Below are 21,052 nucleotides of genomic sequence, written 5' to 3'. Positions count from 1 at the left end.
TTTTCACCTGGGGCGAGCCGTGCATGCAGAAAAAAGGCCCGCGGCGGTGAAGCGCGCGGGCCAGAGCCGGGTGGTGTGCGAGCCACCCGGCGGTCGAACCGGGTCCTGTTGCCGCCGTGTGGACGGGCCTTAGCCGAGCCGCACCGGCACGAAGATCTGCTGGCCGTCGCGCGCCACCAGCAGGGCCACCGAGGCCGGCTTGGTCTTCAGCGCGTCGCGCACCTGCTCGACGTTCTGCACCGGCTTGCCGTTCAAGGCCAGCAGCACGTCGCCGGGCTGCACGCCGGCCAGCTGGGCCGGGCCGGTCACGCGCTCGATCAGCAGGCCATGGTCCAGCCCGGAGCCACGCAGCTCCTGGCGCTCCAGCGGCCGCAGAGCCAGGCCGAGCGAGCCGCCCTGGGGCGAGGCGCTGGCCTCCTGCGTGTCCTTGTCGGCGCGGCCCAGGCTGACGGTCTCGCTGACGCGGGACTTGTCGCGCCACAGCTCCAGCTTGAGCTTGTCGCCGGGGCGGGCCAGGCCGACGCGACTGGACACATCGCCGGCCACGCGCACCGGCTCGCCGTCGATGGCGGTGATGACGTCGCCCGCCTTCAGCCCGGCCTTGGCGGCGGCGCTGTCCGGCTGCACGCTGGACACCAGGGCGCCGTCGGGCGCGCCCAGGCCGAAGGACGAGGCCAGCGGCGCCGACAGGTCCTGCAGCGCGACGCCCAGGCGGGCATGCTCGACCTTGCCGTGGGCGACGATCTGGTCCTTGACCTTGAGCGCCACGTCCACGGGAATCGAGAAGGCCAGGCCCTGGAAGCCGCCGCTCTGCGAATAGATCTGCGCATTGACGCCGACGACGCGGCCCGAGGCATCGAACAGCGGGCCGCCCGAGTTGCCGGGATTCACGGCCGCATCGGTCTGGATGAAGGGCACGACGCTGTCGCCCGGCAGCGAGCGGCCCTTGGCGCTGACGATGCCCTGCGTGGCCGTCTGCTCGAAGCCATAGGGCGCGCCGATGGCCAGCACATAGTCGCCGACCTGCACCTGCCTGGGGTCGCCGAGCTGCACGGTGGGCAGGCCCTTGGCATCGAGCTTGAGCACGGCGATGTCGGTGGCCGGGTCGCTGCCCAGCACCTTGGCCGAGAACTCGCGGCGGTCGCTGAGCTTGACGGTGACCTGCTTGGCTTCGCGCACCACATGGGCATTGGTCAGCACCAGGCCATCGCTGCTGATGATGAAGCCCGAGCCCTGGCCGCGAAAGGGCTGAGGGCCTTGCTGGGGCATGCGCAGCCCGGGGATGCCGCGGAAGAAGCGGAAGAAGGGGTCATCGTCGCCGCGCGCGACCGGGCTGTCCTCGCCGTCGTCGCTGCCCGCCTTGTGCAGGCCGGCGACGGTGATGCCGACGACGGCAGGACCCTGGGTCTGCACGATGGCGCGGTAGTTGGGCAACTGGGCCGGCGGCAGGGTTACGGCGGGCGCGGCCAGCGTGGTGGCGGCGGCGACGGTGGCGGCCGTGGCTGCAGGCGCGGCTTCGCCGGCCACCGGCGCGCTGACCGGGGCCTTGCTGCCCGGCAGCCAGGCCGGCGCCGTCCAGCCCGAAGCGGTCGTGGTCACGGTGACGCCGGCGGCCAGCAGCGCGGCGGCGGTGGCGATCAGCGTGGTCTTGGCGGTCTGGGTCATCGAAGGGCTCCTCAAGCAGGCTGCGGTTGCAGCCGATGCCGGGAGTCTGGGGACACCAGATGAGGGCTGGGTGAGGCGAAGATGAGGCGAAAGTTAAGCCGAAAGTTAAGGCGGGCCCGCAGGCGCCACGGCGGGCGTCCCGGCCTTGCCGCGGGCGCGGATCCCGGCCCTCTCCTGGATGCGGCCGAGGTGCACCAGGCGGGAGGCGATGCCGCCCTTGGAGCGGGCATGCGAGGCGGTCAGCGTCGCGAGGTCGGCGCCTTGATCAAAGGCTTCGAGCAGGCGTTGATCCTCCTCCTTCGACCAGGGCTTGCCCGCCTGGGCCGGTTGTTCCCTGGCGCCAGCCGCGCCACTGCGAGCGCCTTCCAGCGCCCGGGACGCCAGGAACAGCGCGCGGATCACTGCGGGCCTCAACAGAATGCTTTCGCTCGGGAAGATTTCCCCGGTCTCGGGGTCGGCGCCATCGGCAAGGGCATCGATGACACGCTGGGCTTCGTGAGGAGTCATGGTATCGATGGAAGCTGTTGATACTGTTTATTTATACAGTGACGATGGCTGAATTGTTAGCAAAACGTCAAGTTGATGTCCGCAGGTTTGAGGACGCCGCTGACCCGATGGACCTAGGGGGCGGTGCTGCCGAATGGCGCATTCCGGCGCCTTCACAATGCGCCAAAGAACACAAGGGATAACTGCGCATTGAAGTGGAGGACGCAGGCATGTGGGTGCAACGATTTCATGGGGCCCTGACACTCGGGTTGGCCCCGCTGGCGATGGCGGCGGTGCTCACCGGCTGTGGGGGTGGCGGTGGTGGCAGCACCAGCCCACCGGAGCCGGTGGTGCTGCCGTCGTCACTGACATTGACCGTGCCCGCGACGGCCCAGGCGGATGCGAGCGTCAGTTTCACGAGCAGCGCGTCAGCGTCCGCCGGCCTGCGCCATGCCTGGGATTTCGGCGACGGCGGCACCAGCAGCCAGGCCAGCCCGACCCACAGCTATGCCCAGGCGGGCGACTACGACGTGAAGCTCGTCGTCAGCAATGACGCCGGCCAGAGCATCGAGAAGCGCAGCCGCCTGAGCGTCGAACGCACCGCTGGCCTCGCGGGCCTGGAGTGCAGCGCCGCGGATGCCCATGGCTGGTGCTGGCTGCAGCCCAAGCCGAATGGCAATCTGCGCTACAGCATGAGCTTCTCCGACGCCCAGACGGGTTGGATTGCCGGCGACAACGGCCAGATCTGGAAGACCGTCGACGCCGGCGGCAGCTGGATCCAGCAATCCACCGATATCCACCAGTCGCTGCGGCAGGTGGTGTTCGGCAGCGCGCAGAGGGGTTGGGCGCTGGGGACGGCCAACGACACCTACACGCTCTGGACAACGGAGAACGGCGGCCAGAGCTGGCAGCCGCTGAACAATTTCCATACGACGGTCAGCAGTGCCGCCACCAACTACAGCGGCGCGGTCTTGAGCTCGCTGGGAGGCGATGCCGTGCAGGTCCGCAGCTTCAGCCAGCCGGGCAAATACCTGTTCGAGTCGACAACACGGTCCACCGATGGCGGCAAGACCTGGAGCACCATCGATTCCAACACCGGGGAGGCCACGCCGGGCGGCATCCGCTGGCGCTTCGAGCAGCGCTGGGGCACGGAATTCGGCGGCTTCCTGGCCCATGGCTCCCTGCAGCGTTCGCTCGATGGCGGCGTGACCTGGGAGACGAAGCTGCCGCTGCCCGACAGCACGACCGGCGTGATCTCGCTGGCCGGCGAAGACACGGTGCTGGTGACGAGCTGGCGCCAGCAGGGGCTCAACTCGCCGACCGAGCCGCAGTCGAATCGCTACCTCCTGAGCCGCGACCGGGGCCTGACCTGGCGGACCTATGCGATCCCCGAATCGACGGGCCCCATCGGCGGGCTGTCGCCCAGCGGCGTGCTGTGGATGACCCGCAGCGGCGGCCTCTACCGCAGCGAAGACTTCGGTGCCAGCTGGAGCGCCGTGACGGCGCCGGGCACTGCCGTCGTGCTGCCCTCCCGGCTGGAGCAGGGCGCCTACTGGATGTGGCAGCAAAGCGGCTCCGCCGCGGCGCATGTCAGCTTTGACGAAGGCCTGACCTGGACTGAGGTCCGCTATCCGGAGAGCCAGGCTACCTGGGTGACGCTGCGCCAGACCGGGGCCCGCCAGTTGCTGCTGCAGTCGGCCAACAGCGGCGCGGTCTACGTCAGCAGCGACGGCGGCCAGATCTGGCGCAACAGCCTGGCCCCCGTGCAGGAATGGTCGCCGGTGCTGGCCTTCCAGGCGCTGGACAGCCAGCGCTGGCTGAGACAGGACCGCAACAGCCTGCAGCGCAGCGTGGATGGCGGGCGCAGCTGGCAGAAGCTGATGGATACCGCCATCGCGAGTGCGGCGCGCTTCGATTTCGTCTCGGCCAACCGCGGCTGGGTGTGCCGCGATGGTGTCTACCAGGCGACGCAGGATGGTGGCCAGACCTGGGCCGAGGTGACCCGCCCCGGCGGCGGCTGCAACCTGGTCTTCGCGAGCGAGCAGCATGGCTGGGCCTTTGTCATCATCGATGGCACGACGTCGGTTCGCGAGACCCAGGACGGCGGCGCGACGTGGAACGAAGTGGGCAGCCTGCCCCAGTACGTCAGCATGGGCGTGGTGCGCGCTCTCGGCGATACGGAACTGGTCGTCGGCGCGTCGCAGCAGGTCCTGCTCAGCACCGATGCGGGCAAGACCTGGCGCCAGACGCTGAAGATCGAGGAAGGCGACATCCGCGCCCTGGTTCGCGCGGGAGCGCGCGACCTGTGGGCCACGGGTGGGCGCAACCAGGTCTGGCGTTCCACCGATGGCGGCGCGACGTGGACGCGCGTCAATGTTCCCGGGCCCGACAACGCCGTCTGGGGCGCGGCCCACTTCCTGGACGCCCGGCGCGGCTGGCTGGATAGAGGCGAGCTGTGGCGCACGGAGGACGGCGGCCAGACCTGGGCCGTCCAGCGGACCGGCAGCAGCATGGCGGCCAGCGGCCTGCAGTTCATCGATGCCAAGACGGGGTGGCTCTGGGGCACGCACGGCCTGCTGATGACGGGCTCGGGCGGGCAGTAGGCCGCGAGTGCGCACCGTCACATCCGGATGCAAGCGCGAGGGTGGCGTCACTGCGGGGCGCGCCGGCGTCCACCACAATTCAACGACAAGACATAACTGCAACTTGCCGCGCATGCGGTACGGGAGTCGATGTGCAGAGAGTGAATCTGGATTGGCCTCGCAAGCTGTCATCGCTTGCGCTGGTGGTGGTGCTTTCGGCCTGCGGCGGCGGCGGTGGGGGCGGCAGCAGTCCGCCCGAACCCGTGGTGCTGCCGTCGTCGCTGACCCTGACCGTTCCCGCGACGGCCCAGGCCGACGCAAGCGTGAGCTTCAGCAGCAGCGCCGCGGCCTCTGCCGGCCTGCGCTACGCCTGGGATTTCGGCGATGGCGGCAGCAGCAACCAGGCCAGCCCGACTCACAGCTATGCCCAGGCCGGCGACTTCGATGTCAAGCTGGTCGTCAGCAACGAGGCCGGCCAGAGCATCGAGCAGCGCAGCCGCGTCAGTGTTGAACGCACGCAGGCCTATCAGAGCCGCAGCTGTACCGGCGCGGAGGGCCGCGGCTGGTGCTGGATCTCTGGGGCCAACGCACTGGCGCCGACGGTCTGGCTGGGAGGCCAGACCGGCTGGCAGGTCGGCGATGCCGGCGAGGTCTGGAAGACCGTGGACGGCGGCCTCAACTGGGCGCAGCAGGCGAACGATGTTCGCCAGTCGCTCTTCCAGCTGAACTTCGCCGACGCATCGCGCGGCTGGGCGCTGGGCAGGGCGCCCGGCTACAAGACCGATGTGTGGACCACCGGCGACGGCGGCAAGAGCTGGCAACCCCTGGGCAGGGTCGCCACCGCGGGGGACGTTTTTGGCGCCCGTGCCGGTGCGACGTTGAGCTCGCGGGGCACCGACAAGTTGCTGGTAGCCAGCTATTACGCGCCTGGCATCACCAGCTTCAGCATGGCGCAGCATTCGAGCGACGGCGGCGCCCATTGGCGCGAGGTCAGCGTCAATACAGGGATCGCGACGCCCCGCGGCAAGCGCTGGCGATTCGAGACGCTGCAGTTCGTCAGCCCTTTGGCCAACAGGCCCAGCGGACCCTTGCAGAGCTCCAGCGATGGCGGCCTGACCTGGTCGACCGTGTTGCCCTTCGAGGAGGACAGGACCGGCCGCATCCTGGTGCCGGACGAGGCCGTCGTGCTGGTGCTGAGCTGGCGACTCAGCCAGGGCGGCGTTGCCGATCGGCGCATCCATCTGTCGCGCGACGCCGGAGCCACCTGGAGCACGCTGCCCGTGCCGGCCAATTTCGATCTCGTAGACATCGTCTACCGTGTGGGCGGACTGTCGCCGGCCGGCCTGGCATGGCTGCTCGATGGCTCCACGCTGTATCGGAGCAAGGATTTCGGCTCGACCTGGCAGGCGTTGGCCGGGCCGCCCCAGGGCAATCCGGTCAGCAGTCCGATGCCCGTCGATGGTGGATCGGCCTATTGGCTGACCCTGCAGATGGGGGGGCAATGGATCAGCTTCGACAACGGAGACACTTGGACCGAAATGGCCAAGCTCGACATCCAGACGGGCAACGCCGTGAGCCGGCTGCATCAGGCCGGCCCTGAGCTGCTTGTTGCTGACGGGACTCTCGGCGGGGTCTATGTCAGCACTGACCGCGGCAAGACCTGGCGGGCCACCATGGCGCCGCGTGTTCAGCGACTGGTCCAGGGCTTCCATGCCTTCAATGCCAAGGAGTGGCTGAAGATTGAAAGCGACGCAAGCTATACCGGTCCGGCCTTGTGGCGCACCAGCGATGGCGGTGTGAACTGGCAGAAGGTCCAGGACTTGAACCTCGGCGGACGGCTTGAGTTCGTGTCTTCCAAGACCGGCTGGAGGTGCGGCGCCAACCTGGTGCTGACCCGCGATGGGGGCCAGACCTGGGCGCTTGTCGAAGGTCAGTTCGGCTGCAGTATCGCCTTTGCCAACGACGCGCATGCCTGGAGATATGGCAATGAACCCAACGACGGCGGCCCCCCGGCCTTGAGCGAGTCCAAGGACGGCGGCGTCAGCTGGACGAAAGTTGGCGCTGGCCCGGGGGGCGGCAGCAGCGTCACCGCCATGCGGGCGCTCAGCGATACCGAGCTCGTGATGCTGCGGGAGACCGGGGTCTGGCTGAGCACCGATGCGGGGCGCACCTGGAACGAAACCCTGCACGTGGATCAGGCGCGATTGCGTGTGCTGATACGTGCCGGCAGCCGGGACCTCTGGGTCGCCGACAAGGACAACCAGGTCTGGCATTCGACGGACGTCGGCGCCACCTGGGTGCGGGTAGAACTGCCGGGCAGCGTTGGCGCGTCCATCGGAGCCGGCCATTTCCTGGATGCCCAGCGTGGTTGGCTGGACAGCGGGCGACCGGGCGAGCTGCTGCGCACGGTGGACGGTGGCAAGACCTGGACCGTCCAGCGCACGGGCTCCAGCATGGAGCTCACGGGCCTGCAGTTCATCGACGCCAAGACGGGTTGGTTCTGGGGATCGAACGGCCTGCTGGCCACGGGCACCGGCGGCCAGTAACGCCGTCAGCCTTCGGGCCAGGCCATCTCCACCCTCAGCCCGCCGGCCGGCGAGGTGGCCAGCCTGACGGTGGCGCCTTGCTGGCGTGCGGCGGCCTGCACGATGGCCAGGCCCAGGCCGCTGCCTTCGACGTCGGCGTTGTCGCCGCGCTGGAAGCGGTCGAAGACGCGTTCGCGCGCCTCCAGCGGGATGCCGGGGCCGTCGTCGTCGACGCGCAGCAGCGGCGCACCCCGCGTGCCCCGCAATGCGCTCACTTGAACCGTTCGGGCGCCGTACTTCACGGCGTTGTCGATGAGGTTGCGCAAGGCGCCGCGCAGGGCCTGCGGGTCGCCGGTCAGCGGCAGGGGATCTGGGGCCGTCAGTGACAGGACGACGCCGGACTTGTCGGCCAGCGGCTGCACGTCGGCCAGGGCCTGGCGGGCCAGCTCGGCGAGATCGAGGGGCAGTTCGGCCGACGCGGCGCCCGGCTCGGCGCGCGCCAGGGCCAGCAGCTGTTCGACCAGATGCACGGCGCGGTCGATGCCGCCGCGCAGCCGCGCGATGGCCTGGTCCTGCTGTTCGCCCGGCGCCGAGTCGCGCAGCAGGCCGAGCTGCAGCTTCAACGCCGTCAGCGGTGAACGCAGCTCGTGAGCCGCGTCGGCCACGAAGCTGCGCTGGGCCTCGAAGGCCGATGACAGCCGGCCCAGCAGGCCGTTGAAGGCGTCGACCAGAGGCGCGACCTCGCCGGGCAGGCCGGCCGTGGGCAGCGGGTCCAGCGCATTGGCGCCGCCGGCCTGGGCCGCGCGGGTCACACGCGCCAGCGGCGCGAGCGACACGCCCAGCAGCCACCAGATCGCCGCCGCGACCAGGGGCAGGGCGATGGCGATCGGCAGCACGCTGCGCAGCGCGGCCACCGCGGCCAGGCGCTGGCGCACGGCCAGGGGCTGGGCCACCTGCACGACGCGCTGCGGCGTCGCCGCGCTGAACACGCGCCAGTCCTGGCCGGCCAGGTGCAGATTGGAGAAGCCCAGCACCGCGCGCGGCGGCAGCGCCTCGGTCATGCCCTGGGGTCGGCTGGAATAGATCTCCAGGCCTTGCACGGACCAGATCTGCACGAGGTAGTCGAGGCTGGGGTCGGCCAGGGCCGCGGCCTCGTCGCCGGCGATGCGGCCCTGGTCGCGCAGCGACAGCGCGGTCTGGCGCAGCTGGTAGTCGAACAGCTCGTCGGCTTCGGCGCGCACGCTGATATAGGTGGCGCCGGCCACGGCGATGGCCGTTACCGCTCCGAGCACGGCGAGCAGCGCGAACAGACGACCACGCAAGGTACCGAGCAGCTTCATGACTTTTCAGGTCCGGCGTAGTAGCCCAGGCCGCGCACCGTGTGCAGCAGGTCGGCCCCCAGCTTCTTGCGCAGCTGGTGCATGTAGACGCTGATGGCATTGCTCTCCAGCTCTTCGCCCCAGCCATAGAGGCGGTCTTCGAGCTGGGCGCGCGACACGATGGCGCCGGGGCGCTCGAGCAGGGCCTCCAGCAGCGCGAACTCGCGCGCCGACAACAGGACGGGCCGGCCAGCGCGAGTGACCTCGCGGGTGGCCGGGTCCAGGCGCAGGTCGGCCACGGCCAGGGCCGTGTCGGTGCGGCCGCTCTGGCGGCGCGTGACGGCGCGCAGCCGGGCCAGCAACTCGTCCAGCTCGAAGGGCTTGACGAGGTAGTCGTCGGCGCCGGCGTCCAGGCCGGCCACCTTGTCGGTCAGCGCATCGCGGGCGGTCAGCACGATGACGGGCGTGGCATCGCCGCGGGCGCGCAGGCTCTTCAGCACCTCGATGCCACCGCGCCTGGGCAGGCCCAGGTCCAGCAGCACGGCGTCAAAGCGTTCGCCGCTGGCCAGCACGGCGTCGGCCGCCTGGCCGTCTCTCACCCAGTCCGCCGCAAAGCCCTGGCGGCGCAGGGCCTCGCGCAGGCTGTCGCCGATCATGGCGTCGTCTTCGACAAGCAGCAGGCGCATCGCGTCAGCCCGCCAGCAGCGCGATGGCCGCCTCGGTGTCGATAACGGCCGCGTACTCGCCCTGCAGATTGGCCAGCGACATCTGGTGCACCTCCTCGGCCACGTGGCGCGTGCCGCGCAGATCGGTCAGGTCGAAGGCGAAGCAGGCATCGGCCACCACCCGGGTCTGAAAACCCAGGTTGCCGGCGCTGCGGGCGGTGGCCTCGACCGAGTTGTTGGTGCTGACGCCGGCGATGACCAGCGAGCGCTGGCCGCGCGCATGCAGCCAGCGCTCCAGGCCCGTGTGGGTGAAGGCATCGGGCACGTTCTTCTCGACGACGTGCTCGCCGTCCAGCGGCGCCAGCGCGGGTTGGAACTCGGCGCCGGGCTGGCCAGGCCAGAAGGGCGAGCCGGGCGTGCGCGAGATGTGGCGCACATGCACGACGGGCGCGCCGGCACGGCGCCAGGCATCGAGCAGACGCGCAATGCGGTTCTCGGCCGAAGGGTTGTTGCGCACACCGGACTGGGGCCAGGCCATGCCGACCTGCATGTCGATGATGAGAAGAAGCGGCATGTTGTTCATGCGGGTTGCAGCAGTTCCTGTAGTTTCTCCAAAGCCGTCGTCGCCTGGCCGTGCCAGACCAGATGCGTGAAATTCCTGCGCACCTTGGCCGGCACTTCATGCTGCTGCACTTCCCGGGAGGCCTTGAGGGTTGCCAGCAAGGACTTCGGCACGAGGGCGAAGCCGGTGCCGGCCGCCACGCAGGCCACCATGGCCTGGTAGGACGAGAACTCCAGCGTGCGCGCCGGCATCACCGACGACGCGCCCAGCCAGTCCTGCATGCGCTTGCGGTAGGAGCAGCCGTCGGCGAAGGCGATCAGGGTCATGCCCGCGAGGTCGGCCGCGCGCTTGACCGGCGCGACACCGCGGGCGGTGATGCAGACCAGCTCCTCCTCGAACACCTGGATCGCGTGGAGGCTGGGCGCCGTGAAGGGCTGCGACACGAAGGCCGCGTCCAGCTCGAAGCTGGCCACGCGATGCACCAGGGCGCCGGTGGTGCCGGTGGCCAGCTCCACCACCACGTCGGGGTATTGCGCATGGAAGCGCGACAGGATGGGCGCCAGCCGGCTGCCCGCCGTGCTCTCCAGCGAGCCGAGTCGCAGCACGCCGGTGGGATTGCCGCTGCGCAGCTCGCTTTCGGCCTCGTCGGCCAGCCGGAACAGCCGCTGCGCATAGGCCAGCAGCCGCTCGCCTTCGGGCGACAGCACCAGCCCGCGGCCCTGCCGGCGGAACAGCGGGCAGCCCAGGCGCTGCTCCAGCTGCTTCACGCGCGTGGTCACGTTCGACTGCACGCGGTTCAGCTTCTGCGCGGCGCGGATCACGCCGCCCTCCTGGGCAACGGCGCGGAAGATCTCCAGCGAGTCCAGATCAATGCTTCTCATGAAGAGAACGGTTGTTCAGGATTATTCATTTGTCGGCGGCACCAATTCTCGGTCTACTGCAGAGCCATGGCAACCGCAGCACGTCCCCCATCAACCTTCGCCCTGTGCATCGCGGGTGCACTGTCGCTGGCGGTCGCGATGGGCATTGGCCGCTTTGCCTTCACCCCGGTGCTGCCGTTGATGATCCGCGAGGGCCAGCTCGATGTGGCCGCCGGTGGCTGGATAGCGGCGGCCAACTATCTTGGCTACCTTGCCGGCGCGCTGACTGCCCGCAAGCTGCCCGGCAGCGCCAGCCGGCTCGCACTGCTGGGTCTGGTGCTGACCGTCGTGCTGACGGCCGCCATGGCCTGGCCTGGCGCGTGGTGCTGGGGCGCGTGGCGCTTCCTCGCGGGCATGGCTTCGGCCTGGGTGTTCGTCGCGACGGCCGTGTGGTGTCTCGGTGCCCTGGCTCAGTCGGGCCAGGCGCAGGCGGCCGGCCTGGTCTATGCCGGTGTCGGCTCGGGCATCGCGCTCGCCGGGCTGCTCGGATGGACAGCCGGCGTGGCCGATGTGAGCACGCCGGCCTTGTGGCTTGGGCTCGCGCTGCTGGCGCTGGTGCTGTCATTGCCTGTCGTGTTCGTGCTGCACCAGATGCCGAAGCCTGCGCCAGCGCCCGCGGCCCCAGCCGCGCCTACGACAGCCGGCGGCGTTTCGTGGGGCCTGCTGTGCTGCTACGGGGTGATGGGCTTTGGCTACATCCTGCCGGCCACCTTCCTGCCCGTGCTCGCGCGCAACGTGATCGATGACCCGGCCTCGTTCGGCCTGGCATGGCCGGTGTTCGGTGGCATCGCCGCCGTCTCCACCCTGGTCGCGGGGCGCTGGATGCAGCGGCGGCCGCACGTCGAGGTGTGGGCGGTCTGCCAGGCCTTGATGGGGGCCGGGACGCTGCTGCCCAGCCTGTGGAGCAACGGCTTTGCCATCCTGCTGTCGGCCCTGCTGGTCGGTGGCAGCTTCATGATCGTCACGCTGGCCGGCGTGCAGGTCGCGCGGGCCCGCACGCTGGGAGACCCGCGCGGCGCGGTCGGCCGCATGACGGCGGCGTTCGCCATCGGGCAGATTGCCGGCCCCGTCATGTCGGCCCTGCTGTTGAATATGCCAGCGCTGCGCGCGAACGGCCTTGACATCGCGCTGCAGGTCGCGGCAGCGTCGCTCTTCGCCACCGCCGCCTGGCTCTTGCGCGAGTCGCGCGCCCCTCGCTTGCCCACGGAGACTTCCCATGCCCACTGAACAAGGTTTTGCCGCGCAGGCCGCTGAGCGCCTGCCGATGCCCGCCGCCGAGGCGATGAACGAGGCGCAGCGCGCCGCGGCACAGGCCCTGATCGACGGCCCGCGCAAGGGCGTCTATGGCCCCTTCCTGCCGCTGCTGCGCAGCCCGGACCTGCTGGAGCGCGTCGCCAAGGTCGGCGAATACCTGCGCTTCGGCAGCGTGATCGATGCGCGCGTGCGAGAGCTCGTGACCTGCGCGACCGCACGCCACGAGGGCAACCAGTTCGAGTGGCTGATGCACGCGCCGCTCGCGGTGCAGGCGGGCGTCAGCGCTGAGGCGATCGAGTCCCTGCGGCTGGGCGCCCGCCCCAAGGGCTTGCAGGCCGACGAAGAGCTGGCCCTGGACTTCACCCACGAGTTGCTGCGCACGCATGGCGTGAGCGACCCCAGCTACGCGGCGGCGCTGGCGGCGTTCGGCGAGCAGGGCGTGGTCGAGCTCACCACGCTGATCGGCTACTTCACGATGGTCAACTGGGTGATGAACGTCGCGCGCACGCCCGCGATGGCCAGCGCCAAGGGCGAGCCGCTGCAAGCCTTTCCGGCCTGACCCCCTAGGGTGAAGGTGTTAGCACTCGGGAAACATTTCGAGGTCATATTGATGCGCAATGGCGGCGTTAGTCGTGCCGCCCACCACCGCATCCGACCTCCCCATGCTGCAACCGCTGGGCGCACAGAGCCCGACACCCATGCCCGACGCAGGAGGCATCGCCGCCGCGCCGGCGCTGCAGATCAACCGGGCGGCGCGCCTCGAGACGATGACGCTGGACGGCGGCGCCAGGATCTTCGTCATCGACGACTTCGTGCAGGACCCGGACGCCCTCGTGGAACTGGCGCGTGAATCGGCGAGCCGGTTCCAGCCCATGCCGGGCCATCCCTATCCCGGCCCCCAGCTGCATCTGCCCGACGGCGTGTCCCGCGAACTGGGCAACTTCTTCGATCAGCAGATGCGCGTGCGCCTGGGCGCCCGCGCCTTCCTGGGCCTGTACGCCCGCTTCGGCCGCGTCACGCAGGAGGCCGGCACGCTGGACGCCCGCCAGCGCGTCTGCCACCGCGACGACGCGGGCTTTCCATCCGGCGAGATGGTGGCCGCGTGCGTCCACTACCTGTTCCGGGACGAGGCGCTGGGCGGCACGGTGTTCTTCCGCCCGTTGATGTCGCGTGCCGACACGCTGCAGTTCTGGCGCGACGCCAACACGCTGGCCCCTGCGGTCTTCGGCGACAAGTACGACATCCCGCAGGGCTACATGACCCGGAGCAACCGCTTCTTCGAGGTCATCGGCCGCGTGCCGGCGAAATGGAACCGCGCCGTCTTCTATGACGGCGGCATCTTCCATTCCGGCGACATCGGCGGCGCGCCGCTGGCCGCCTACCGCGAGGAACCGGGGCGGCTGACCATCAACGCCTTCGTCAGGGGACTTCGCCAGACCGGCTGAAAGCGGCGTGTCGATGGGCCTTGGCGGGCCCTAGAAGGCGCTCTTCGTCGTGCCCCCGTCCACCCGCAGGGCCGCGCCCGTCGTGGCCGAGGCCAGCGGGCTGGCGACATAGGCCACCAGGGACGCCACCTCCTCGGGCGTGGCGAAGCGCTTGATCAGCGAGGTCGGCCGGACCTTCTCGAAGAACTCGGTCTCGAACTCGGCAAAGGACTTGCCCTGGGAGACCTGCTCGACGAAGTCGTTGACGCCGCGCGAGCGCGTCGGGCCGGGCAGCACGCTGTTGACGGTGATGCCGGTGCCGGCCAGCGACTCGGCCAGGCCGCGCGAAACGGCCAGCTGGGCCGTCTTGGTCATGCCGTAGTGAACCATCTCGGCCGGGATCTGCACCGCGCTCTCGCTGGAGATGAAGACGATGCGGCCCCAGTCGGCGGCCTTCATCGCCGGCAGCACCAGCCGCGCCAGGCGCACGCCGCTGAGCACATTGATGTCGAAGAAGCGCAGCCAGTCGGCGTCCGGGATCTCCTCGAAGGGCTTGGCCTCGAAGATGCCGAGGTTGTTGATCAGGATCTCGATGCCCGGGTGCTGGCGGACCAGCGCCTCGGCCACGTCGGGCTGGCTGAGGTCGCCCGCAAAGCCGAGGGCGTCCTGGCCGGTGGTGGTCTTGATGGACGTGACGGCCGCGTCGACCGCCGGCTGCATGCGCCCATTGACGATGACGCGCGCGCCCTCGGCGGCAAGCGCCTGGGCGATGGCGAAGCCGATGCCGGCGGTGCTGCCGGAGACGAGGGCGAGGCGGTTCTTCAGTTGCAGGTCCATGGCATGCCTTCCTGGGGGGATGAACTGCCTCCTGGTGTAGCCGAAGCGGAACGCCCCGACACGCCATGGGGGTGTTCGCCCTGAGGCACGCAAAGGCATGCAAATGCAATGGGCATCCCGATTGCCCGTCGTCCGTCATCCATGCAGACAGGAGTGTCGAGATGAAGACCACCTGGGTTCTCGTGGCCGATGAGGCCATCGCCCGCATCTTCGAGCAGCCGCCCGGCGGCGCCGACTTGGTGCCCGTGGAAGACCTGACCGATCACGGCGCCCATGCCCGCGAGGCCGAAATGCGCCATGACGCCCATGGCCGCCGCTCGGGCGGGGCGACCGTCTCCGCCGCCGACAGCGAGCGCCACCAGCATGCGCAGCTGTTTGCCCAGCGCATCGTCGACCGGCTGGCCGAGTTCCATCGGCAAAAGCGGTACGACTTGCTGCACGTCATGGCGGCACCCCGTTTGCTGGGCTATCTGCGCAAGGCGCTGGGACCGGGCTTGGCCGCCATCATCGCCAGCACCCAGGACAAGGACGTGGTGCAGGAAAGCCCGGCCCAGCTGGCCCGGCGGCTGGCCGCCTCCTGAAAGGCCCGCCATGAGCAAATCCCCTGGCCACCACGCGCATCCCGAGCACACCGTGGCCGAAACCCGCGTGGCCCACCAGGTCACGGCCAGCATCGACGGCAGGACGGCCGCCCAGTCCAGCGACGCCATCCGCGTCGACGAGACCGGCGCGCCGCCGCGCTTCTACTTCCCGCGCGAGGCGGTCAAGGTCGACAAGATCGAGCGCAGCGACACGACGACGCATTGCCCTTTCAAGGGCGACGCCACCTACTACAGCGTCACCCATGGCGGCCGCACGCTGAAGGATGCGATCTGGTCCTATGAGTCGCCCTATGACGAGCACGCCGCGCTGAAGGGCCGCATGGCCTTCTACGACGAAAAGCACGCCGGCATCGGTTTCACCGAAGCCCGGTCCTAGGCCTGCAGCGCGGCCAGCAGCGCGGCGGCGCCCGGCGTCAGGTCTTCGGTTTTGCCGAAGCAAAGCAGCAGCTGGCGGCTGGCCCAGGGCTCGGTCAGCGGCACGCTTGAAACGCCAGGGCGGGCCAGCCGCTGCGCCGTCAGCGCGGGCACGATGGCGACGCCGACACCCTCGGCCACCAGCTGCAGCACGGCCTCGAAGCCCTGCACCTGGACGCGATGGTGCAGGCCGCGCCCGTGCTGCAGCGCGCGGGCCTGCAGGAAGCGGCTCAGACCGGCCTCGGCGGACAGGCCGACAAAAGGTTGAGTCAGCAGCGCCGCAAAGGCGATGCCGGCCTTGCGCACGCCCAGGCGGCGCTGCCAGGCGGCGGGCAGCACGGCGACGAGCCGGTCCTCGCGGAAGGTGCGCGTGTCCAGGCCCTCGGTGCCGACATGGTCGGACACGATGCCGAGATCGGCGCGCTCCTGGCGCATCGCGTAGAGCACATCCTGGCTCTGCAGCTCGCGCAGCTCGACGTCGATGTCGGCGTGGGCGGCGAGAAACGGGCCCAGCAGGGGCGGCAGGTGCTCGCTGATCGCGGCCGTGTTGCACAGCAGGCGAACGGTGCTGCGCACGCCGTGGGCATGGCCGGCCATGCCGGCATGCAGGGCCTCCATCTCGCGCTGCAGCCGGCCCGCATGGCGCAGCAGGGTGCGGCCGGCATCGGTGAGCGTGACGCCGGTCTTGGCGCGCTGCATCAGCCGCGCGCCGACGGCCTGCTCCAGGGCCTGCATCCGCGTGCTGGCCGCCGCCAGCGACAGATGCACCGCCCGCGCGCCCGCCGTGATGGTGCCGGTCTCGGCCACGGCGGTGAACAGGCGCAGGTCGAAGGGGTCGATGCGGTAGTGAGGATTGCGAGTGCTCATGGCCCATCCTTCGGCAATGCCGGAGGATAAGCGCGGCATTGCGCGATGGACGCGTGGCGGCACGGCACCGACCATGCCGGCATGGATGACATCGAATGGCTGTCGGCAAGCCTGCTGGGCGGGGTGGGGCTGACATTCCTGCTGGCCGGCCTCGTCAAGGGCGTGTCCGGCATGGGCCTGCCGACGCTGGCCATGGCGTTGTTGAGCCTCTTCCTGCCGTCGGCACCGGCCGCAGCGCTGATGCTGCTGCCGGCCCTGCTGACCAATGTGGCCCAGTGCCTCGGCCCGCATGCGGCCCAATTGTGGCGCCGGCTCTGGCCGCTGTGGGCGGGCTTGGTGGTGGGGACCTTGTTCGCGCCGGTGCCCAGCCTGGGCACGGGAGGCGGTGGCGCCAGGCAGGCGTTGGCCGCCGTGCTGGTGGCCTATGGCGTGTTCGGCCTGTGCCGGCCGAGGTTGCCGGAGCCGGGGCGGCACGCCGGCTGGCTGGGTGCGCTGGCGGGCTTGCTCGGCGGCGCCATCAGTGCGGCAACAGGGGTCTTCGTGTTGCCTCTGGTGCCCTATCTGCAGTCGCTGCAGTTGCGCCGGGGCGTGCTGATCCAGGCCCTGGGCATCAGCTTCATGACGGCCTCGCTCGCGCTGGCCGCGCGCCTGGGCGGCCTGGAGGCCGCGGCGCCGCCCGATGCCTGGGCCAGCGGTGTCGCCCTGGCGGCCGCCTTCGCCGGCATGGCGCTGGGCGCTCGCCTGCGTGAGCGCTTGCCGGCCCTGCTGTTCCAGCGGGCCCTGTATGCCGTCTTCCTGCTGCTGGGGCTGCTGATGCTGCCGGCCTGGCGGCCCTGAAGCCGTCAGTTTTCAAGAAGCGCGCCGGGCAGACGGCCGTTAGGCTTCAGTTCCCGCAAGACAACCGGCCATTGCCATGAGCAGCAAACCCGCCTCGACCCCAACGCCCCCGGCATCGTCCCTCATCGACGAGCGCATCGCCAGCCTCGGCGGCTGGCGCGCCGAGATGCTGACGGCCCTGCGCGCCCTCATTCACGAGGCCGACCCCGGCATCGTCGAGGAATGGAAGTGGAGCAACCCGGTCTGGTCGCACGACGGCATCGTCTGCACCGGCGAGGCCTACAAGAGCGCCGTGAAGATGACCTTTCCCAAGGGCGCCTCGCTGGCCGACCCCAAGGGCCTCTTCAACTCCAGCCTGGAGGGGAATGTGCGCCGCGCCATCGATTTCAAGGAGGGCGACAAGATCGACAAGACGGCCTTGAAGGCGCTGATCAAGGCCGCCGTGAAGGCGAACCAGAAGGCCTAAGGCTTCATCGCCGCCTTGTAGATGGATTGGCGCGGCTGGGCCATCAGCCGGCGCAGCATGGGCTCGAAGAATTCCAGCGGCAGGGCCTCGGCCTCGGGGTCGAAGGCCGGGTTGTCGTAGCGCTCGACGAACTCGGCGGTGCGCTCGAAATGCGGGTGGCCACGGAACTGCTCGCGCATGTCGCGGTCCAGGCCGATGTGGTGGAAGAAGTTGTGGCCCTGGAAGATGCCGTGCTGCTGCACCATCCAGAGGTTGTCCTCCGTCACGAAGGGCTTGAGGATGGCCGCGGCGATGTCGGGGTGGTTGAAGCTGCCCAGGGTGTCGCCGATGTCGTGCAGCAGGGCGCAGCAGACGTACTCCTCATCGCGGCCATCGCGGTGGGCCAGCGTGGCCGTCTGCAGGCAATGCGTGAGCCGGTCGACCGGAAAGCCGCCGAAATCGCCGTCCAGCAGGCGCAGATGCTCGAGCACGCGGTCGGGCAGGCTGCGCGACATCTTTATCGCCTCGGGCACGATGAGGCCCCAGTCCTCGCGGGTGCTTTCGTCCATGCGGGTGAAGCTGGCGCGTGCGGTCATGGGGTGTCTCCGAGGTCGGTTGTTGCCGATTCTGGGCCGCTGGCCTCGGCGCGGCTGTCGCCTCGGCTACTAAGCCTGCCAGACCCCATACCCCGCCTCGCGCAGCCCGATGGCGAGCTCGACCTCCATGTCGCGGGCGGCCTCATAGGGCATGGGGTTGTAGAACTCGTAGAGCTCGGGCATCAGACGCACGCCGTACTTCAGCACGAAGCGGTTGGCCTGCACGCCGGCCATGTGCTTGTCAAAGCGCAGGTCGGGGTCCAGACCCGTCATGCCGACATAGACGCAGGGCTTGAGGATGTCGTGACCGGGGTTGGATTTGCGGAAGGCCGGCTCGTTCCAGACGCGCTCGGACAGCAGCACGACATAGACGTGGTGGTGGCTGCGGGTCGGGCGGCGGGGCATGGGCGCGGATTGTCGGCCGCCGGCCGTCTCTAGAATCCGGCCCCTTTCGCGCCAGCCCCTGCTTCCCGGTTTTCCATGGATATCGTCGTCAACGAAGAACTCAAGGCCTATATCGAACCCTTGACGCAGGAGGAGCATGAGGCGCTGGAGCGCAGCATCCTGGCCGAAGGCTGCCGCGATGCGCTGGTGCTGTGGGGCAATGTGCTGGTGGACGGCCACAACCGCTACGGCATCTGCAGCAAGCATGGCCTGCCCTTCCAGACGGTGCAGAACCCGCGCTTCAAGTCCATGGAGGACGTGCACCTGTGGATGATCGACCAGCACCTGGGCCGGCGCAGCCTGTCGGACTTCCAGCGCGGCGTGCTGGCCCTGCGCAAGCGCGAGATCGTCGCCGAGCGCCGCGCCCGCAGCGCGCCGCCCGCGCCGGCCCCCGAGAGCGGCCCGACGCAGGCGCCGGCCGCCGCGCCTGCGCACGAAGCCCTGGAAACGCGCGAGGCCCTGGCCAAGGCGGCGCGCCTGAGCAGCAGCCAGGTGGTGCTGATCGAGAAGATCCAGAAGCAGGGCGCGCCGGAACTGGTGGCCGCCGTCAAGGCGGGCCGGGTCTCGATCAATGCGGCGGCCGCCGTCGCCACGCTGCCGGCCGAGGAGCAGACCGCCGCCGCGACCGCGGGTGCCGAGGAGATCAAGCAGGCCGCCAAGCGGGTGCGCGAGTCCCGGCGCAGGCCGCCAGCGGCGGAGACGGGCGAGCCGGCGGGTGATACGCCCCCGGCCTCGGCTCACTCTGAAGTCGACGCTCTGCGCCAGCGCGTGGCCGCCCTCGAGGCCGAGAACGCGGCCCTGCGCCAGGAGCTGGCAGCCCTGCGCGCGGCCGGCTGAAGCGGCAGCCTCTAGACTTCAGGCATGCAGCTCAACATCGTCGTCTATTCCAAGTCCGCCTGCCCTCAGTGCGATACCGTCAAGAGCCTGCTCAGGGCCAGAAGCCTGGCCTTCGAGGAGATCAAGATCGACGACGAAGAGCAGCGCCTGGCCTTCTATGAAAAATGTGGCCCGGCCGTGCGCCAGATGCCCCAGGTCTTCATCAACGACCAGCGCGTCGGCGGCGTCGCCGGCCTGCAGGCGGCGTTCGCGCAGCTGAAACTCTGACCCCGGCCGGAGCGCGCGCCACCCATGGCCTCGCGCAGCAGGAAGGCGCAGCCGCCACCGGCCGCCGAGCCCTTGCCGCCCACGGTGCTGAACCCGGGCCTGCCCGTGCGCCTGCTGGCCCACGACTGGCCCTTCCTCTACAGCGTGCTCGCCAATGGCGACCTGGTGCTCAACAAGCGCCTGCCGCTGGCCCAGCCGGCGCGCCGCAAGCGCAGCGACACGGACGCCGGCGACGCGCTGATGTGAGGCGCGATGGCTGAACTCATCTTCGCCCTGGGCCTGTGGCTGGCCGTCAACCTGTGGGCGTCGCGTCGCGTCATCGCCATGGGGCGGCGGGTGCACCTGCCAGTGAACATGCTGCTGGCTGCGATCTGGCTGCTGCCCTTCGTCGGCGCCTTCTTCGCCTTCGTCAGCACGCCGTCGCGGCGGACGGTGGACGACGCCATCGCCGAGGAGCAGGGGCGCGACCGCAGCGCTGAACGCGGTCCGGCGCCCGTCTCGCTGACGCACGCGGCGGGCGGCGCGGCCTTCACCGTCGCGGACCATCTGCAATGGGCCGACGGCCTGCCCCTGCTGGACTGGGCCGCCCTCGATGCCTGGGCGCGCGGCGACGCAGCCGCGCCAGCCGGCGAGGCTCAGCACATCGCCGCCCTCGAGCAGGGCCGCCGCGCCTGGCTGCTGCACCTGGCCGAGGCCCTGGGCCCCCGGATGGGCCTGCTGGAGAGCGCGCACGCCTGCGTGCTGTCCTCGCTGGGCGAGCGCCAGGAGCGCGGCGTCGCGGACTATGTCGGCACCGCCCGCGCACGCATCGCCAAGCTGCTCGGCGACCTGGCCCGCTTCCCAGCCGGCCAGCGCAGCCTCGTGCTGGTGCTCGACAGCGAGGCGGTCTACTACCGCTATGTGTCCCTCTACTACGCGGACGGCGAGTTCGCCACCTCGGGTGGCATGTTCATCGACGCCGGCTGCCCGCATTTCGTCGTGGCGCGAGCGCATCTGAATGTCCTCGAGCCCGTCATCGCGCATGAGCTGACGCACAGCGCCCTGTCCCATCTGCGGCTGCCGCGCTGGCTGGACGAGGGCATCGCCGTCAACAGCGAGCGCCGCGTGGCCGGGCCGCAGCCATCGCTGCACACGCCGCATGAGCTGCACGCCATGCACCGTGCGCATTGGGATGCGGGCCGGGTCCAGCAGCTGTGGTCGGGCGAGTCCTTCTTCCGCATCGACGGCGACGACACGCTGCTGTCCTATGAGCTGGCGCGCATCCTGGTCGAGCAGATGTCGCGGCCATGGGAGGGCTTCGCCGCCTTCGTGCGTGCCGCTGCCCATGCTGAGGATGCAGGTGCCGGCGCCGCCCGCGGCACGCTGGGCATAGCGCTCGGCGCCTGCGCCGCGGCCCTGGTCGAGGCGCCTTCTTCGGAAGGCTGGGAGCCGCGGCCCGCCGCATGGAAATAAGCACATCCGCCCGCTGGTAAAGACACCAATCGACCATGCCACCATGCGGCGC

General features: G+C 70.0%; 23 protein-coding genes. 13 read left to right on the top strand and 10 right to left on the bottom strand.

The features are described 5' to 3' along the window. Window positions 1–129: 129 nt before the first annotated feature. Both AC07OY_RS09000 and AC07OY_RS08995 read right to left on the bottom strand, forming a co-directional pair. Window positions 130–1,665: a Do family serine endopeptidase gene (locus AC07OY_RS09000; protein WP_495042218.1), complete on the bottom strand. Its 1,536-nt coding sequence runs from the start codon at window positions 1,663–1,665 to the stop codon at window positions 130–132. Between the two features lie 105 nt (window positions 1,666–1,770). Continuing rightward, complete coding sequence (locus tag AC07OY_RS08995; RefSeq protein WP_495042217.1) at window positions 1,771–2,067, bottom strand: hypothetical protein; 297 nt, start codon at window positions 2,065–2,067, stop codon at window positions 1,771–1,773. Between the two features lie 314 nt (window positions 2,068–2,381). On the opposite strand from AC07OY_RS08995, the gene AC07OY_RS08990 reads away from it, so the two are divergent. Beyond that, window positions 2,382–4,754 carry a PKD domain-containing protein gene (locus AC07OY_RS08990; RefSeq protein WP_495042216.1) on the top strand — a complete coding sequence of 791 codons (2,373 nt, stop codon included), beginning with the start codon at window positions 2,382–2,384 and terminating at the stop codon, window positions 4,752–4,754. 41 nt (window positions 4,755–4,795) lie between these two features. After that, the gene (locus tag AC07OY_RS08985) at window positions 4,796–7,279 is read left to right on the top strand and encodes a PKD domain-containing protein (protein WP_495042215.1); all 2,484 of its coding nucleotides are present in this window, start codon (window positions 4,796–4,798) and stop codon (window positions 7,277–7,279) included. 5 nt (window positions 7,280–7,284) lie between these two features. On the opposite strand, the gene AC07OY_RS08980 is transcribed toward AC07OY_RS08985, so the two are convergent. The 4 genes from AC07OY_RS08980 to AC07OY_RS08965 are packed head-to-tail and all read right to left on the bottom strand — an operon-like array spanning window position 7,285 to window position 10,685. After that, on the bottom strand, window positions 7,285–8,598 hold the full coding sequence (locus tag AC07OY_RS08980) for an ATP-binding protein (RefSeq protein WP_495042214.1): 1,314 nt from the start codon (window positions 8,596–8,598) through the stop codon (window positions 7,285–7,287). After that, on the bottom strand, window positions 8,595–9,263 hold the full coding sequence (locus AC07OY_RS08975) for a response regulator (RefSeq protein WP_495042213.1): 669 nt from the start codon (window positions 9,261–9,263) through the stop codon (window positions 8,595–8,597). Before AC07OY_RS08975 ends, AC07OY_RS08980 begins: the two co-directional genes overlap by 4 nt. Window positions 9,264–9,267: 4 nt before the next feature. Then, window positions 9,268–9,816, bottom strand: a complete 549-nt coding sequence (locus AC07OY_RS08970) for a cysteine hydrolase family protein (RefSeq protein ID WP_495042212.1) — start codon at window positions 9,814–9,816, stop codon at window positions 9,268–9,270. Window positions 9,817–9,821: 5 nt separating this feature from the next. Further along, window positions 9,822–10,685 carry a LysR family transcriptional regulator gene (locus AC07OY_RS08965; protein ID WP_495042211.1) on the bottom strand — a complete coding sequence of 288 codons (864 nt, stop codon included), beginning with the start codon at window positions 10,683–10,685 and terminating at the stop codon, window positions 9,822–9,824. 66 nt (window positions 10,686–10,751) lie between these two features. Here AC07OY_RS08965 and AC07OY_RS08960 point away from each other — a divergent pair, with 66 nt between their 5' ends. The 3 genes from AC07OY_RS08960 to AC07OY_RS08950 all read left to right on the top strand — a co-directional run bounded on the left by AC07OY_RS08960 (window position 10,752) and on the right by AC07OY_RS08950 (window position 13,423). Further along, window positions 10,752–11,951 carry a YbfB/YjiJ family MFS transporter gene (locus tag AC07OY_RS08960; RefSeq protein ID WP_495042210.1) on the top strand — a complete coding sequence of 400 codons (1,200 nt, stop codon included), beginning with the start codon at window positions 10,752–10,754 and terminating at the stop codon, window positions 11,949–11,951. Next, a complete protein-coding gene (locus AC07OY_RS08955) occupies window positions 11,941–12,537 on the top strand; it encodes a carboxymuconolactone decarboxylase family protein (RefSeq protein ID WP_495042209.1) in 597 nt (198 codons plus the stop codon). The genes AC07OY_RS08960 and AC07OY_RS08955 overlap by 11 nt, the downstream gene beginning before the upstream one ends. A 103-nt stretch (window positions 12,538–12,640) precedes the next feature. Then, entirely contained in the window at window positions 12,641–13,423 is a 783-nt protein-coding gene (locus tag AC07OY_RS08950; RefSeq protein WP_495042208.1) for a DUF6445 family protein, read from the top strand. 30 nt (window positions 13,424–13,453) lie between these two features. Here AC07OY_RS08950 and AC07OY_RS08945 read toward each other — a convergent pair whose 3' ends face one another. Continuing rightward, complete coding sequence (locus AC07OY_RS08945; protein ID WP_495042207.1) at window positions 13,454–14,239, bottom strand: SDR family NAD(P)-dependent oxidoreductase; 786 nt, start codon at window positions 14,237–14,239, stop codon at window positions 13,454–13,456. A gap of 161 nt (window positions 14,240–14,400) precedes the next feature. Here AC07OY_RS08945 and AC07OY_RS08940 point away from each other — a divergent pair, with 161 nt between their 5' ends. Further along, entirely contained in the window at window positions 14,401–14,820 is a 420-nt protein-coding gene (locus AC07OY_RS08940; RefSeq protein WP_495042206.1) for a host attachment protein, read from the top strand. A gap of 10 nt (window positions 14,821–14,830) precedes the next feature. Further along, a complete protein-coding gene (locus AC07OY_RS08935; RefSeq protein ID WP_495042205.1) occupies window positions 14,831–15,217 on the top strand; it encodes a DUF427 domain-containing protein in 387 nt (128 codons plus the stop codon). On the opposite strand, the gene AC07OY_RS08930 is transcribed toward AC07OY_RS08935, so the two are convergent. Next, the gene (locus AC07OY_RS08930; RefSeq protein WP_495042204.1) at window positions 15,214–16,122 is read right to left on the bottom strand and encodes a LysR family transcriptional regulator; all 909 of its coding nucleotides are present in this window, start codon (window positions 16,120–16,122) and stop codon (window positions 15,214–15,216) included. The genes AC07OY_RS08935 and AC07OY_RS08930 overlap by 4 nt on opposite strands. 45 nt (window positions 16,123–16,167) lie before the next feature. On the opposite strand from AC07OY_RS08930, the gene AC07OY_RS08925 reads away from it, so the two are divergent. Beyond that, window positions 16,168–16,959 carry a sulfite exporter TauE/SafE family protein gene (locus AC07OY_RS08925; RefSeq protein ID WP_495042203.1) on the top strand — a complete coding sequence of 264 codons (792 nt, stop codon included), beginning with the start codon at window positions 16,168–16,170 and terminating at the stop codon, window positions 16,957–16,959. A 76-nt stretch (window positions 16,960–17,035) separates the two neighbouring features. Continuing rightward, a complete protein-coding gene (locus AC07OY_RS08920) occupies window positions 17,036–17,425 on the top strand; it encodes a DUF1801 domain-containing protein (protein WP_495042202.1) in 390 nt (129 codons plus the stop codon). Here AC07OY_RS08920 and AC07OY_RS08915 read toward each other — a convergent pair. Beyond that, window positions 17,422–18,000: an HD domain-containing protein gene (locus tag AC07OY_RS08915; protein WP_495042201.1), complete on the bottom strand. Its 579-nt coding sequence runs from the start codon at window positions 17,998–18,000 to the stop codon at window positions 17,422–17,424. The genes AC07OY_RS08920 and AC07OY_RS08915 overlap by 4 nt on opposite strands. Before the next feature lie 69 nt (window positions 18,001–18,069). Continuing rightward, the gene (locus AC07OY_RS08910) at window positions 18,070–18,405 is read right to left on the bottom strand and encodes a hypothetical protein (RefSeq protein WP_495042200.1); all 336 of its coding nucleotides are present in this window, start codon (window positions 18,403–18,405) and stop codon (window positions 18,070–18,072) included. Between the two features lie 75 nt (window positions 18,406–18,480). Here AC07OY_RS08910 and AC07OY_RS08905 point away from each other — a divergent pair, with 75 nt between their 5' ends. From AC07OY_RS08905 to AC07OY_RS08890, 4 genes are read left to right on the top strand one after another with little or no spacing between them, the layout of a single operon-like run. Beyond that, the gene (locus AC07OY_RS08905; protein ID WP_495042199.1) at window positions 18,481–19,281 is read left to right on the top strand and encodes a ParB N-terminal domain-containing protein; all 801 of its coding nucleotides are present in this window, start codon (window positions 18,481–18,483) and stop codon (window positions 19,279–19,281) included. Window positions 19,282–19,305: 24 nt separating this feature from the next. Further along, window positions 19,306–19,548: a glutaredoxin domain-containing protein gene (locus tag AC07OY_RS08900; protein WP_495042198.1), complete on the top strand. Its 243-nt coding sequence runs from the start codon at window positions 19,306–19,308 to the stop codon at window positions 19,546–19,548. A gap of 24 nt (window positions 19,549–19,572) precedes the next feature. Next, entirely contained in the window at window positions 19,573–19,794 is a 222-nt protein-coding gene (locus tag AC07OY_RS08895; RefSeq protein ID WP_495042197.1) for a hypothetical protein, read from the top strand. 6 nt (window positions 19,795–19,800) lie between these two features. Then, on the top strand, window positions 19,801–21,000 hold the full coding sequence (locus tag AC07OY_RS08890) for a hypothetical protein (protein WP_495042196.1): 1,200 nt from the start codon (window positions 19,801–19,803) through the stop codon (window positions 20,998–21,000). Window positions 21,001–21,052 lie beyond the last annotated feature (52 nt).

The sequence above is a fragment of the Roseateles sp. GW821-FHT09H10 genome (assembly GCF_059415865.1).
This window is presented reverse-complemented; position numbering and strand designations above follow the sequence as displayed.